The organism is Pseudomonas sp. RU47 (assembly GCF_004011755.1).
Taxonomy (GTDB): domain Bacteria; phylum Pseudomonadota; class Gammaproteobacteria; order Pseudomonadales; family Pseudomonadaceae; genus Aquipseudomonas.
The window spans coordinates 1,833,054-1,845,463 of the sequence record NZ_CP022411.1; the positions used below are offsets into that span (position 1 = coordinate 1,833,054).

Below are 12,410 nucleotides of genomic sequence, written 5' to 3' on the forward strand. Positions count from 1 at the left end.
CGCATGGTAGCACCGGCCTCGCGCGACGCTCAAGAATGCCCCGCGTGGTCTAAGGTCGCGTTATGCTTCGCAACATTCACACATAAAAGGAAACAGGATTCATGGCAGGAAGCAGTTTGCTGGTGCTGGTCGACGATATTGCCACCGTGCTGGACGACGTGGCGTTGATGAGCAAAATGGCCGCCAAGAAGACTGCCGGCGTGCTCGGCGACGATCTGGCGCTCAACGCCCAGCAGGTCTCCGGTGTGCGTGCCGAGCGGGAAATTCCCGTGGTCTGGGCTGTAGCCAAAGGCTCGTTCGTCAACAAACTGATTCTGGTGCCCTCTGCGCTGGCGATCAGTGCGTTCGTGCCGTGGCTGGTGACGCCGCTGTTGATGGTCGGTGGTGCGTACCTGTGTTTCGAAGGTTTCGAGAAGCTTGCGCACAAATTTCTGCACAGCAAGGCTGAAGACGAGGCCGAACATGCGCAACTGACTGAAGCAGTTGCTGATCCGGCGACCGATCTGGTGGCATTCGAGAAGGACAAGATCAAAGGCGCGATTCGCACTGACTTTATCCTTTCGGCAGAGATTATCGCGATCACCTTGGGCACCGTGGCGGATGCATCGCTGACGCAGCAAGTGATTGTGATGTCTGGTATCGCCATCGTCATGACCGTGGGTGTTTATGGTCTGGTGGCGGGCATCGTCAAGCTCGACGATCTTGGTCTGTGGCTGACCCAGAAGCCTGGACAAGCAGCCAAGAAAGTCGGCAGCGCCATCCTCAGCGCTGCACCGTACATGATGAAAACCTTGTCGGTGGTCGGTACGGCAGCGATGTTCCTGGTCGGTGGCGGCATTCTCACCCACGGCGTGCCGGTGATTCATCACTGGATTGAAGGTGTTGGCGCGGCGGCCGGCAGTGTCGGGTTTGCGGTGCCGATGTTGCTCAATGGCGTGGCGGGGATCATCGCTGGTGCGGGGGTGTTGGCGGTGGTTTCGGTTGTCGGCAAGATCTGGAAAGCGATCAAAGGCTGAACGCAAACCCCCTGTAGGAGTGAGCCTGCTCGCGATAGCGGTTTGTCAGCCATACAGGTGGTGACTGGTACACCGCCATCGCGAGCAGGCTCACTCCTACAATTTGATCTGTGTGATGCCATGAAAAAGGGCCATTCGACTCGCATCGAATGGCCCTTTTTTGTGCCTGTCGGAATTACTCGGCGATCTGCAACTTGCGCGCTTCGGTGTACACGTAACGCACTTTCTCGTACTCGAACGGCGAGTTCATCTGGCCATAACGGAAACTGGTCTGATAACGCTTGTCGACCGCACGCAGGGCCCAGACTTCCGGATGGTTGGAGCTGACTTCCGAGACGTTGAGGAAGTTGATCGCCGATTCGGTGGTGTAATCCACGGCCAGACCTGCGGTATCGCGGATGTTCGACGGGCCGAAAATCGGCAGCACGAAATACGCACCCCCCGGCACCCCATAGAAGCCCAACGTCTGACCGAAGTCTTCGCTCTGACGCGGCAGGCCCATGGCGGTGGCCGGATCCCACAGACCGGCGATGCCGATGGTGGTGTTGAGCAGCAGGCGCGCGGTGGTTTCCATCGAACGCTGGCCTTTGAACTGCAACAGGCTGTTGACCAGGTTCGGTACGTCACCGAGGTTGTTGAAGAAGTTGCTCACGCCCGTGCGCAAAAAGCTGGGTGTGATGTAACGGTAGCCATCGACCACCGGCAGGAACACCCATTGGTCGAAGCGATAGTTGAAGTGGTAAACCCGGCGGTTCCACGATTCCAGCGGGTCGTAGACGTTCAGCGCGTTGAGCGTCGAGCGCTCGAACTCGCGCTGATCCAGCCCCGGGTTGAATTTGAGTTTGGACAGCGGCTCCTTGAAGCCGTCGCTGTCGACCACGACGGGCGCGTTAGCTTTGCTGTTGTCGGCCTGGGCCACGCCTGCGCAGAGAAGCGCTGCAATCAGCAGGAGATATTTAGCCACGGAAGAACTCCAGCATGGCGTCGCTGTTGACGCGGTAGTTAAGGTTGCCGCAGTGGCCGCCCAGTGGGTAAACGGTCAGGCGATCACCGAAGGTCTTGCGCAGGAAACCGAGGTCGCCCGGGCCGAGGATCACGTCGTCGGCGTTGTGCATCACGGCGATTTTCGGGCTGTCATGCAGATAATCCTTCAACGCATACAGGCTGACCTGATCGATCAGTTGCAGCAGGCTGCCGCCGTCGGTGCGCGCACGCCACATCGGGATTACTTGATCGGTCAGGTAGCAATCGAAATCGCATTGCAGCGCACGCTTTAGGAACGGCGTGAGGCTGGTGCCTTCGGTGATCGGGAATTTCGGCGGGGTGATCAGGCCGCGACGGTTGATCAGGTCCGAGGTGAACGCAATGTCGGCTGCCGAGAAACGGAACGAGGTGCCAATCAACATCGCCATCTGTTCGTTGGTCAGGTGTTGCTTGGACTGCTGGAAGTCGTAGAGCAGCGCGTCATTGAGGTCGATGTAGCCTTTCTGCTGGAAGTAGCGGGTCAGCTTGGACAGCACCAGCTCATAGAATGTCGTGCTGGTGTTGATGCCTTTAACTTCGGTTTGCACCAGTTTGTCGAGGTTGGTGACCGAGGTGTAAAGGTTGACCGGCGGGTTGAGCAGCAGGACTTTCTTGAAGTTGAAGCTGCGGCGCGTCTCGTCCAGATGCGCGACGAACGCGGCATCCAGAGCACCGAGGCTGTAACCGGTCAGGTAATACTCTGTCACCGGCAGTTTCGGATTCTGCGCCCGTACAGCCTGCATCACCCGGTACATGTCTTCGGCGTCTTCCTTGGTCACGCCCGGGGTGGCGAAACGCGAGGCAGCGCTGATGAAGTCAAAACTGGTCGGCGACGACAACTGCACGACGTGGTAGCCGGCCTTGTAGTAGAGCTTTTTCAGATATTCGTTGAGCGTGCTGTCATAGCGTGCGCCCGTGCCGGCGATCAGGAAGATCAGCGGTGCCGGTTTGTCCTGGGTGGCGATGCGGTAGGTGAGCTTTTTCACCGCCCAGAAGTTGTCTGGCAGGATGAACTCTCGCTCGGGGCGCAACGTCAGGCTGCGGTCCGACTGATTGATGTCGTCGTCCAGCGGCAGCTCCGGGCGTAAATCGGGCGGGGTCGTGGCGATGGTCGCCTCGAACGGATTGGTCAGCGGGTAGCCATAGCTGGCGGCATCGATATCCACCGCCAGTGCGGACGCACTCAAAATAAGGCCGCTGAACAGCGCGGCGAAGCGCAAGGAACGGAGCATGACTAGATCCCTTAGAGGAAGGTGCCGAATGAAGTTCGCAGGCTATGACCACCGGGGTTGCGCCAAAGTGCCATGCTGCGGCACCAAACAGGCAGAATTCGGAGTAATAGTAGCTGGACGATACACTTTGCACCGACTGAATGAACAGTTAACAGTTGTTAGTTCTTGCGAACGGCTGGCGGCAGATTAAGCTGGCCGCCGATTTCTCAAGATTGGAGTGCTTCATGTCCCGCCGCTTGCCCGTGATTGTACTGCTCGTTCTGTTGCCGTTGTGGCTGGCCGCCAGTTATGGCGCGCGTTATGGCTTTATGGAAGACGGAAAATGGGTCGGTATCTGCGTGGTTGAGGCCAGTCGCTGGGAATGCCAGGTGCGTTCCAACCTTGGATTGATGATTCACTTCAAGGTACTGGGCTGGACGGCACTGGGCGCGGCGCTGACCGCTTTTGTCGTGCCGGGGCGGGCAGGGTGGTGGCTGGCGGTGTTGGCACTGGTGGCCGGAGTGCCGGCGCTGGTGTTGTACAACACCACGCTGGCGGTGTTTGCGTTGGTGATTGCCGGGTTGCGGTTGGTCCGCGAGTCCCGAAGCGCCTGATAGTCAGTCGCTCCCACAGGGGATTTGTGAACGCCACAGATCCAATGTGGGAGCGAGCCTGCTCGCGAAGAGGCCTGATGCCACTCTGAAGATCAGAGGCTGCGAACCCGCAGGCAGCGCCACAAAGCAGCCACCATCAACACGCTGACCAACGCCCAGCCCCACGCCTGCTGATTCTGCAAACCTTCCTGATAAAACTGCGGCGCAATCCCCGCGCCGACTATAAACGTCAGCAGGGCAATTTCCCGGCGCGGCACACTCACTGGGCGACACAGATAAACCAGCGCCGGCAGCACAAACGCCATGCTCGCAAAACTGCGATAACGCGGATCGAAGACCATCTCCAGCATCATCACCGCCGCGGCAAATCCTGCTGCCGCGACCAGCCAGCCGGCGCGTCGCTCCAGCAGATTGAATGCCCGTTCACGCCAGCCAGTGCGAGCACTCAGCGTCAGCGCCGCATGCGCCAACACCAACAGATTCAACGCAGTCAGCAAGCCAACCCACAGCCACTCACTGGTGAACCGCGTGGTCACCCGCGCCAGATCACCCCAAGCGCCAATCGTACAAGCGGCGAGGGCGCCGAGCAGCGGCAACACCAGCGCCGAACGCGTAGTGCGAACGCGACCGCCAAGGATCAGCGTGCCAAGGAAAATCAACCCGCCGACCGCCAGCCATTCCTTCCAGAACGGCACATTGGTCACCGGCCCGGCCAGCACACCCTTGTCCTGACGATCGGCGTCAAACAAGCCCCAATAGCCACCGACTGCGCCTTCACTGCCGCGCTTCCACGGCTGGTCAAACGCTTCGATCAGGTTGTAATGCCAGCCTTCCTTCTCGGCCATCGCGACAAAACCACGAATGAATTTGGCTTCATTGACCCGACTCGGCAGGGCGGTCTCGCGCTGGCGGCCTTCGCTCGGCCAGCCGGTTTCGCCGATCATCACGTCTTTCGGTGCGAACTTATTGCCGAACACTTGGCGCACATCCGCGACATGTTGCAGGGCGACGTCGATGTTCGATGGATCATCTTCCCAGTACGGCAGCAAATGGATGGTCAGGAAATCCACCGCTGGCGCGACTTCCGGATGCTTGAGCCAGAACTCCCAGACATCGGCGTAAGTGACCGGTTGCTTGACCTGGCTCTTGACCTTGTTGATCAACCGGACCAGTTGCGTGCCAGTGACTTCCTTGCGCAGCAAGGCTTCGTTGCCGACGATCACCGCGCTGACCACGTCCGGGTTGGCGTTGGCCGATTTGATCAGCAAATCGACTTCTTTCTCGGTGTCCACCGGGTTGCTGTTGACCCAAGCGCCGATCATCAATTTCAGGCCATGTTTGCGCGCCAGATCCGGCAACGCCTCCAGGCCCGTCATCGAATAGGTACGAATGCACTCAAAGCGTGTCGCCAGCAATGCGAGGTCGGCGTCCATGCGCTCCGGGCGCAGCTTGAACGGCACGTCGAACGGTGATTGGTCTTTATCGAACGGGGTGTAGGAGGCGCATTGCAACTTGTGCGTCGGAGTCGCTGCGTCCGGCAGAATCACCGGTTGGCCGAGGCCGTACCAGAAGCCACTCAGTGCAAATAGCCCCAGCAGGCAGGCGAAGAGGTAAGGCAGAAGGGGAAAGCGGGAAGTCGCGGACATGGTCAGGCCGAGTGGCTGCAAAGCGACGCATGTTACCTGCATTTATAGAGGGTTGGTGGTCCGCATGATTTTGACATGCAAAGTTCGGGCGGATTATTTGGCGTCATTTATATAGTCGCGATTAATGGCCTTGTGATGTCGTTTCTCATTGTCTTGAGGTCGCTGGCAGAGCAGGTCGCGAGCGTCGTCAGGTTGATGATCGAAGCGTCAGCACTCCACTGATGTTCCAGCGAGTTTGCGGTCAGGCGTGATGGGGGCGCTGTGCACCATAACAATACGTTGACGTCGCCCGCCATCCGTCGGGCGCAGCATTTCGGGGAAGTAACGATGAAGATGCGACGACTTTTAGGCGCAGGTGCCGCTCTGGCGCTGGCGATGAGTGCGACACTGGCCAGTGCGGAAACCAAGACCCTGAACATCGGTTACGTTGACGGCTGGTCCGACAGCGTGGCGACCACCCACGTGGCCGCCGAAGTGATCAAGCAGAAGCTCGGCTACGACGTGAAACTGCAAGCCGTCGCCACCGGGATCATGTGGCAGGGCGTGGCCACCGGCAAACTCGACGCCATGCTCTCGGCTTGGCTGCCAGTGACCCACGGCGAATACTGGACGAAGAACAAGGATCAGGTCGTCGATTACGGCCCGAACTTCAAGGATGCGAAAATCGGCCTGATCGTGCCGGAGTATGTGAAAGCCAAGTCGATCGAAGACCTGAAAACCGATGACACCTTCAAGAATCGCATCGTCGGTATCGACGCCGGTTCAGGCGTGATGCTCAAGACCGATCAGGCGATCAAGGATTACGGCCTCGACAAATATTCCCTCAAGGCCAGTTCTGGCGCCGGCATGATTGCCGAGCTGACCCGTGCCGAGAAGAAAAACGAATCCATCGCGGTCACCGGTTGGGTGCCGCACTGGATGTTCGCCAAGTGGAAACTGCGCTTCCTCGATGACCCGAAAGGCGTATACGGCGCAGCTGAAACCGTAAACAGCATCGGCAGCAAAGAACTCGCGACCAAAGCACCGGAAGTGGCCAAGTTCCTGAAGAACTTCCAGTGGGCGTCGAAAGACGAAATCGGCGAAGTCATGCTGGCAATTCAGGACGGTGCCAAGCCTGACGCGGCGGCCAAGGATTGGGTAGCCAAACACCCGGATCGCGTGGCTGACTGGACCAAATAACCACAACACCGCCGCACCCCTGTAGGAGTGAGCCTGCTCGCGATAGCGTCCTGTCAGTTGATGAAAATGTCGACTGATACGACGCCATCGCGAGCAGGCTCACTCCTACAGTTGTTTTGTGTGTACCGGAAATTGGCAAAAGTGTCATGGCGTTCTACTACTAAGGTCGTCTGTTACCGCGCTCGCAGCCGCATACATTAGCTATGTTCCAACAATAATCTGTGCTGCGAGGATAAAAACAATGAACGACAGCATTTACCTCTCGATTCAAAACAGTCCCCGATTCAAGGAGCTGGTGCGAAAAAGGGAAAAGTTCGCCTGGATACTCTCGGCGATCATGCTCGGGCTTTACTCTGGCTTCATTCTTCTGATCGCTTACGGGCCGCATATTCTGGGTGCGAAAATCAGTCCTGAGTCCTCGATTACCTGGGGCATCCCGATCGGTGTCGGACTGATTCTCTCAGCCTTCATTCTCACCGGTATCTACGTGCGCCGCGCCAATGGCGAGTTTGACGACCTGAACAATGCGATTCTCAAGGAGGCTCAGCAATGATCCGGCGTCTACTGGCTTTATTGAGTGTTGCAGCGTTCGCACCGGGTGTCTGGGCGGCGGATGCATTGACGGGTGAAGTGGCCAAACAGCCGCTGAACATTCCGGCGATCCTGATGTTCGTCGCCTTCGTTGGCGCGACGTTGTACATCACCTACTGGGCCTCGAAGAAAAACAACTCGGCGGCCGACTACTATGCGGCGGGCGGCAAGATCACCGGTTTCCAGAATGGTCTGGCAATTGCCGGTGACTACATGTCGGCGGCGTCCTTCCTGGGGATTTCCGCGCTGGTGTTCACCTCCGGCTACGATGGCCTGATCTACTCGATCGGCTTCCTGGTGGGCTGGCCGATCATTCTGTTCCTGATCGCCGAGCGTCTGCGTAACCTGGGTAAATACACGTTTGCCGACGTGGCGTCCTACCGCCTCGGGCAAACCCAGATTCGCACCCTGTCGGCCTGCGGTTCGCTGGTGGTGGTCGCGTTCTACCTGATCGCGCAAATGGTCGGTGCCGGCAAGTTGATCCAGCTGTTGTTCGGTCTGGACTACCACGTCGCGGTGATTCTGGTCGGTGTGCTGATGTGCATGTACGTGCTGTTCGGCGGCATGCTGGCGACCACCTGGGTGCAGATCATCAAGGCTGTGCTGTTGCTGTCCGGTGCTTCGTTCATGGCGTTGATGGTGATGAAGCACGTAGGCTTCGACTTCAACACGCTGTTCTCCGAGGCGATCAAGGTTCACGCCAAAGGCGAAGCGATCATGAGCCCGGGCGGTCTGGTCAAGGATCCGATTTCGGCCTTCTCGCTGGGTCTGGCGCTGATGTTCGGTACGGCTGGCCTGCCACACATTCTGATGCGCTTCTTCACCGTGAGTGACGCAAAAGAAGCTCGCAAGAGCGTGCTCTACGCAACTGGCTTCATCGGTTACTTCTACATCCTGACCTTCATCATCGGCTTCGGCGCGATCCTGCTGGTCAGCACTAACCCGGCCTTCAAAGATGCGGCTGGCGCGCTGTTGGGCGGCAACAACATGGCGGCGGTGCACCTGGCCAATGCGGTCGGCGGCAGTATCTTCCTCGGCTTTATCTCGGCGGTGGCGTTCGCGACCATTCTGGCGGTTGTGGCAGGCCTGACGCTGGCGGGTGCTTCGGCGGTTTCTCACGATCTGTATGCCAGTGTGATCAAGAAGGGCAAGGCAAACGAGAAGGACGAGATTCGTGTCTCGAAGATCACTACCATTGCCTTGGCGGTGTTGGCGATTGGCTTGGGCATCCTGTTCGAAAGCCAGAACATTGCGTTCATGGTGGGCCTGGCGTTCTCGATCGCGGCGAGCTGTAACTTCCCGGTACTGCTGCTTTCGATGTACTGGAAGAAGTTGACCACTCGTGGGGCGATGATTGGCGGCTGGCTGGGTCTGGTGAGTGCCGTTGGTTTGATGGTGCTTGGCCCGACCATCTGGGTGCAGATTCTGCATCATGAGAAGGCGATCTTCCCTTACGAGTATCCGGCGTTGTTCTCGATGATCATCGCTTTTGTCGGGATCTGGTTCTTCTCGATTACTGACAAGTCGGCGGCTGCGGACAAGGAGCGGGCGTTGTTCTTCCCGCAGTTTGTGCGTTCGCAGACTGGGTTGGGGGCGAGTGGGGCGGTTTCGCATTGATGGTTTGATGGTTTTTTAATGTTGTGCTGAATGCCCCGGTTGAGAGATCGGGGCATTTTTATTGGGCGGTTATCGGCTAGAGCTGTGTACATATCCGTTGCTGCGGTAACGGCTTCTTAGGGTTTCGCCCTTACGGCGACTCACTTTTTTTACAAACGCCTAAAAAAAGTAAGCAAAAAAACGCTTGCTCCTACGTGCGGCCCGCTCGCTGGGGCTCGGGGTTCCTTCGCTGCGGGATCGATCCGGGCGCAGCGCCTACGGTTTGCTGCGCTGCACCTCCTCTCGCTGTGTTTGGCTTCGCCAAACGGTCGCTGCGCTCCCACGCCCGGATCAATCCCTCCACTCAGCCTTCCGACGTCGCCCGTGGGTCAAGATCAAGAGCAGGCGAGCTGACACTCGGCCTATTGAGTGGTGAAGAGCGTGGGTGTTCGGCTTTTGATTTGCGTTGTTGCTGCCCCTCACCCCAGCCCTCTCCCGAGGGAGAGGGAGCCGATTTGTGAGCTTTTCATCTGAGTTCAACGCGGTATCGCACGTCGGCGTATCTCCCCCAAACACCACGATCAGTCCCCTCTCCCTCCGGGAGTGGAAGGAGAGGGTGCTGATTTCGGTGCTTTTCAAAGCCTGAGTTCAACGCGGTATCGCACGTCGGCGTAGCTTTCCCAAACACCTCGATCAGTCCCCTCTCCCTCCGGGAGAGGGCTAGGGTGAGGGGCTCTTGATCTGGCTTTGATCCGGCTTTTGATCTTGCTTTGGCTTTTGATCTTTTGCCCCATCGGCAGGCCGAGCGTAGGTGTTCATCCGGGGGGTAGGCGCGCAGCGCCGTGCGGCGAAGCCGCATACATCGAGAGGAGGTGCAGCGAAGCAAACCGTAGGCGATGCCCCCGGGTGGACACCGTAGCGAGGGAACACTGAGCCTCAGCGAAGTGCCGTACGCCAGGGGCAAAGCCTTTTGGTTCCTTTTTGGCGTTTGAAAAAGGGACTCGCTGTAAGAGCGAAACCGCCAGCGGCAGCACCCGAAGAAACGGATATGCCCCCAATCCCAAACCCCAGACAAACAAAAACGGCCCCTATATAAATAGAGGCCGTTCCCGGTACAACTCAAGACTTCATCGCAAGACAAATCTTATTTGCGGTCTTCCAGCTTGGTAATGTCACGCGACTCGTAGCCGGTGTACAACTGGCGCGGACGGCCAATCTTGTACGGGCTGGAGAGCATTTCTTTCCAGTGGGAGATCCAGCCAACAGTACGTGCCAGCGCGAAAATCACGGTGAACATGCTGGTCGGAATGCCGATCGCCTTGAGGATGATCCCCGAGTAGAAGTCGACGTTCGGGTACAGCGAGCGTTCGATGAAGTACGGGTCGGTCAGCGCGATCTCTTCCAGGCGCATGGCCAGTTCGAGTTGCGGATCGTTGTTGATGCCCAGTTCCTTCAGTACTTCGTCGCAGGTCTGCTTCATTACAGTCGCGCGAGGATCGCGGTTCTTGTAAACGCGGTGACCGAAGCCCATCAGTTTGAACGGATCGTTCTTGTCCTTGGCCTTGGCGATGAACTTGTCGATGTTGGAAACATCGCCAATCTCGTCAAGCATGGTCAGCACGGCTTCGTTCGCACCGCCGTGGGCAGGGCCCCACAGTGCGGCGATACCGGCGGCGATACAGGCGAACGGGTTTGCACCCGAAGAGCCGGCCAGACGCACAGTAGAAGTCGACGCGTTCTGCTCGTGGTCGGCGTGGAGGATGAAGATCCGGTCCATGGCCTTGGCGAGCACCGGGCTGATCGGTTTGATCTCGCACGGGGTGTTGAACATCATGTGCAGGAAGTTTTCCGCGTACGTCAGGTCGTTGCGCGGGTACATCATGGGTTGGCCCATGGAGTACTTGTAAACCATCGCTGCCAGGGTCGGCATCTTGGCAACCAGACGGATCGCGGAGATTTCGCGATGCTGCGGGTTATTGATGTCGAGGGAGTCGTGGTAGAAGGCCGAGAGGGCGCCGACTACACCGCACATGACGGCCATTGGGTGGGCGTCGCGACGGAAGCCGTTGAAGAAGGTTTTCAGCTGCTCGTGAACCATGGTGTGGTTTTTCACGGTGCTGACGAACTGGGCCTTCTGCTCTGCGGTCGGCAGTTCGCCGTTGAGCAGCAGGTAGCAGGTTTCCAGGTAGTCCGATTTTTCAGCCAGCTGTTCGATCGGGTAGCCGCGGTGCAACAGAATGCCGTTGTCGCCGTCGATATAGGTGATCTTCGATTCGCACGAGGCGGTCGACATGAAACCTGGGTCGAAAGTGAAGCGGCCCGTGGCCGTCAGGCCCCGAACATCGATTACATCGGGACCAACGGTGCCGGTTAAAATGGGCAGCTCGACGGGGGCTGCGCCCTCGATGATCAACTGCGCTTTTTTGTCAGCCATGTGGCCTCCTATTTATGCTTGAACCATCAGACAGACCCCCCACGCAGGGCCCGCACCACTATAGTGAGATAAATTCGAATGTCAATTTGCCTAAAGTCTTGCTCCAGAAGGCTTTAAGCGCACTTTTTCCTCGAAATTGACTGCCATTTACGCCTTTTATACGACTTGTGCAATCAGCTATTGGGGGTAGGTGATTGCGTTGTCATTAGTAACCTAACTGTCTATACTCGGCCACCGACCGCCAAGGGCTTTTGGGCCAGCTTTGTTGGGGGTCGCATCCCTGGGTGGTGGTTACCTGACCAGTGCACTCCCCAACAACTTTGCCCTGATTGTTAGGGGCTCTTCAGTGTGAAAAAAAAGCCGTGAAAAGCCAACGACCTGTAAACCTAGACCTAAGGACCATCAAACTCCCCATCACCGGCGTTACGTCGTTTCTTCACCGTGTTTCCGGCATCATCCTCTTCCTGGGTATCGGCTTCATGCTTTATGCATTGGGCAAGTCTCTGGGTTCCGAGGAAGGTTTTGCCGAGGTGAAGGCATGCTTGACCAGTCCGCTGGCCAAGTTCGTAGCATGGGGCCTCCTGTCCGCTCTGCTGTATCACCTGGTAGCCGGTGTGCGCCATTTGATCATGGACATGGGCATCGGTGAGACGCTGGAAGGCGGCCGCCTGGGCTCGAAAATTATCATCGCCGTTTCCGTGGTGCTGATCGTTCTGGCAGGAGTTTGGATATGGTAACCAGCGTTACGAACCTTTCGCGTTCGGGCCTCTATGACTGGATGGCGCAACGTGTGTCTGCGGTTGTTCTCGCGGCTTATTTCATCTTCCTGATCGGATACCTTGCAGCGAATCCGGGCATTGGCTACGACCAGTGGCACGGCCTGTTCGCTCACAACGGGATGCGTATCTTCAGTCTGCTGGCCCTCGTTGCCCTTGGCGCTCACGCCTGGGTCGGCATGTGGACCATCGCGACCGACTACCTGACGCCAATGGCGCTGGGCAAGTCCGCGACTGCAGTACGTTTCCTTTTCCAGGCAGTATGCGGCGTTGCGATGTTCGCTTACTTCGTCTGGGGTGTGCAGATTCTCTGGGGTATCTGAG

The 12,410-nt window shown here is 57.9% G+C and carries 11 protein-coding genes; 7 read left to right on the plus strand and 4 right to left on the minus strand.

The window, feature by feature from the left end:
• The first annotated feature begins 101 nt into the window (after window positions 1–101).
• Window positions 102–1,016, plus strand: a complete 915-nt coding sequence (locus CCX46_RS08365; protein ID WP_127926342.1) for a DUF808 domain-containing protein — start codon at window positions 102–104, stop codon at window positions 1,014–1,016.
• A gap of 175 nt (window positions 1,017–1,191) precedes the next feature.
• On the opposite strand, the gene CCX46_RS08375 is transcribed toward CCX46_RS08365, so the two are convergent.
• Both CCX46_RS08375 and CCX46_RS08380 read right to left on the minus strand, forming a co-directional pair.
• Window positions 1,192–1,980 (minus strand): MlaA family lipoprotein, encoded by a 789-nt coding sequence (locus CCX46_RS08375; RefSeq protein WP_127926343.1) that lies wholly within the window; start codon window positions 1,978–1,980, stop codon window positions 1,192–1,194.
• Window positions 1,973–3,271 (minus strand): serine/threonine protein kinase, encoded by a 1,299-nt coding sequence (locus CCX46_RS08380; RefSeq protein WP_034151543.1) that lies wholly within the window; start codon window positions 3,269–3,271, stop codon window positions 1,973–1,975. Before CCX46_RS08380 ends, CCX46_RS08375 begins: the two co-directional genes overlap by 8 nt.
• A gap of 224 nt (window positions 3,272–3,495) precedes the next feature.
• Between CCX46_RS08380 and CCX46_RS08385 the strand changes: the two genes are divergently transcribed.
• Entirely contained in the window at window positions 3,496–3,864 is a 369-nt protein-coding gene (locus CCX46_RS08385) for a hypothetical protein (protein ID WP_127926344.1), read from the plus strand.
• A gap of 92 nt (window positions 3,865–3,956) precedes the next feature.
• Here the strand turns inward: CCX46_RS08385 and CCX46_RS08390 are convergent, their stop codons facing one another.
• Window positions 3,957–5,552 (minus strand): glycoside hydrolase family 17 protein, encoded by a 1,596-nt coding sequence (locus CCX46_RS08390; protein WP_127926345.1) that lies wholly within the window; start codon window positions 5,550–5,552, stop codon window positions 3,957–3,959.
• Between the two features lie 285 nt (window positions 5,553–5,837).
• Between CCX46_RS08390 and CCX46_RS08400 the strand changes: the two genes are divergently transcribed.
• The 3 genes from CCX46_RS08400 (at window position 5,838) to CCX46_RS08415 (ending at window position 8,897) form a co-directional block, all read left to right on the plus strand.
• The gene (locus CCX46_RS08400; RefSeq protein WP_095119935.1) at window positions 5,838–6,689 is read left to right on the plus strand and encodes a glycine betaine ABC transporter substrate-binding protein; all 852 of its coding nucleotides are present in this window, start codon (window positions 5,838–5,840) and stop codon (window positions 6,687–6,689) included.
• A gap of 241 nt (window positions 6,690–6,930) precedes the next feature.
• Window positions 6,931–7,242: a DUF485 domain-containing protein gene (locus CCX46_RS08410; RefSeq protein ID WP_095119936.1), complete on the plus strand. Its 312-nt coding sequence runs from the start codon at window positions 6,931–6,933 to the stop codon at window positions 7,240–7,242.
• Entirely contained in the window at window positions 7,239–8,897 is a 1,659-nt protein-coding gene (locus tag CCX46_RS08415) for a cation acetate symporter (protein ID WP_095119937.1), read from the plus strand. The genes CCX46_RS08410 and CCX46_RS08415 overlap by 4 nt, the downstream gene beginning before the upstream one ends.
• A gap of 1,123 nt (window positions 8,898–10,020) precedes the next feature.
• Here CCX46_RS08415 and gltA read toward each other — a convergent pair.
• Window positions 10,021–11,310 carry a citrate synthase gene (gene gltA / locus CCX46_RS08420; RefSeq protein ID WP_003222994.1) on the minus strand — a complete coding sequence of 430 codons (1,290 nt, stop codon included), beginning with the start codon at window positions 11,308–11,310 and terminating at the stop codon, window positions 10,021–10,023.
• 362 nt (window positions 11,311–11,672) lie between these two features.
• On the opposite strand from gltA, the gene sdhC reads away from it, so the two are divergent.
• On the plus strand, window positions 11,673–12,047 hold the full coding sequence (sdhC, locus tag CCX46_RS08425) for a succinate dehydrogenase, cytochrome b556 subunit (protein WP_034156251.1): 375 nt from the start codon (window positions 11,673–11,675) through the stop codon (window positions 12,045–12,047).
• The gene (gene sdhD, locus CCX46_RS08430) at window positions 12,041–12,409 is read left to right on the plus strand and encodes a succinate dehydrogenase, hydrophobic membrane anchor protein (RefSeq protein WP_007977503.1); all 369 of its coding nucleotides are present in this window, start codon (window positions 12,041–12,043) and stop codon (window positions 12,407–12,409) included. The genes sdhC and sdhD overlap by 7 nt, the downstream gene beginning before the upstream one ends.
• The last annotated feature ends 1 nt before the right edge of the window (window position 12,410 follow it).

Bases quoted from the DNA above. Each gene is read 5' to 3' on its own strand.
- CCX46_RS08365 (WP_127926342.1), top strand. From the start codon at position 102: ATGGCAGGAAGCAGTTTGCTGGTGCTGGTCGACGATATTGCCACCGTG.
- CCX46_RS08380 (WP_034151543.1), bottom strand. From the start codon at position 3,271: ATGCTCCGTTCCTTGCGCTTCGCCGCGCTGTTCAGCGGCCTTATTTTG.
- CCX46_RS08385 (WP_127926344.1), top strand. From the start codon at position 3,496: ATGTCCCGCCGCTTGCCCGTGATTGTACTGCTCGTTCTGTTGCCGTTG.
- CCX46_RS08390 (WP_127926345.1), bottom strand. From the start codon at position 5,552: ATGCAGGTAACATGCGTCGCTTTGCAGCCACTCGGCCTGACCATGTCC.
- CCX46_RS08400 (WP_095119935.1), top strand. From the start codon at position 5,838: ATGAAGATGCGACGACTTTTAGGCGCAGGTGCCGCTCTGGCGCTGGCG.
- CCX46_RS08410 (WP_095119936.1), top strand. From the start codon at position 6,931: ATGAACGACAGCATTTACCTCTCGATTCAAAACAGTCCCCGATTCAAG.
- CCX46_RS08415 (WP_095119937.1), top strand. From the start codon at position 7,239: ATGATCCGGCGTCTACTGGCTTTATTGAGTGTTGCAGCGTTCGCACCG.
- gltA (WP_003222994.1), bottom strand. From the start codon at position 11,310: ATGGCTGACAAAAAAGCGCAGTTGATCATCGAGGGCGCAGCCCCCGTC.
- sdhD (WP_007977503.1), top strand. From the start codon at position 12,041: ATGGTAACCAGCGTTACGAACCTTTCGCGTTCGGGCCTCTATGACTGG.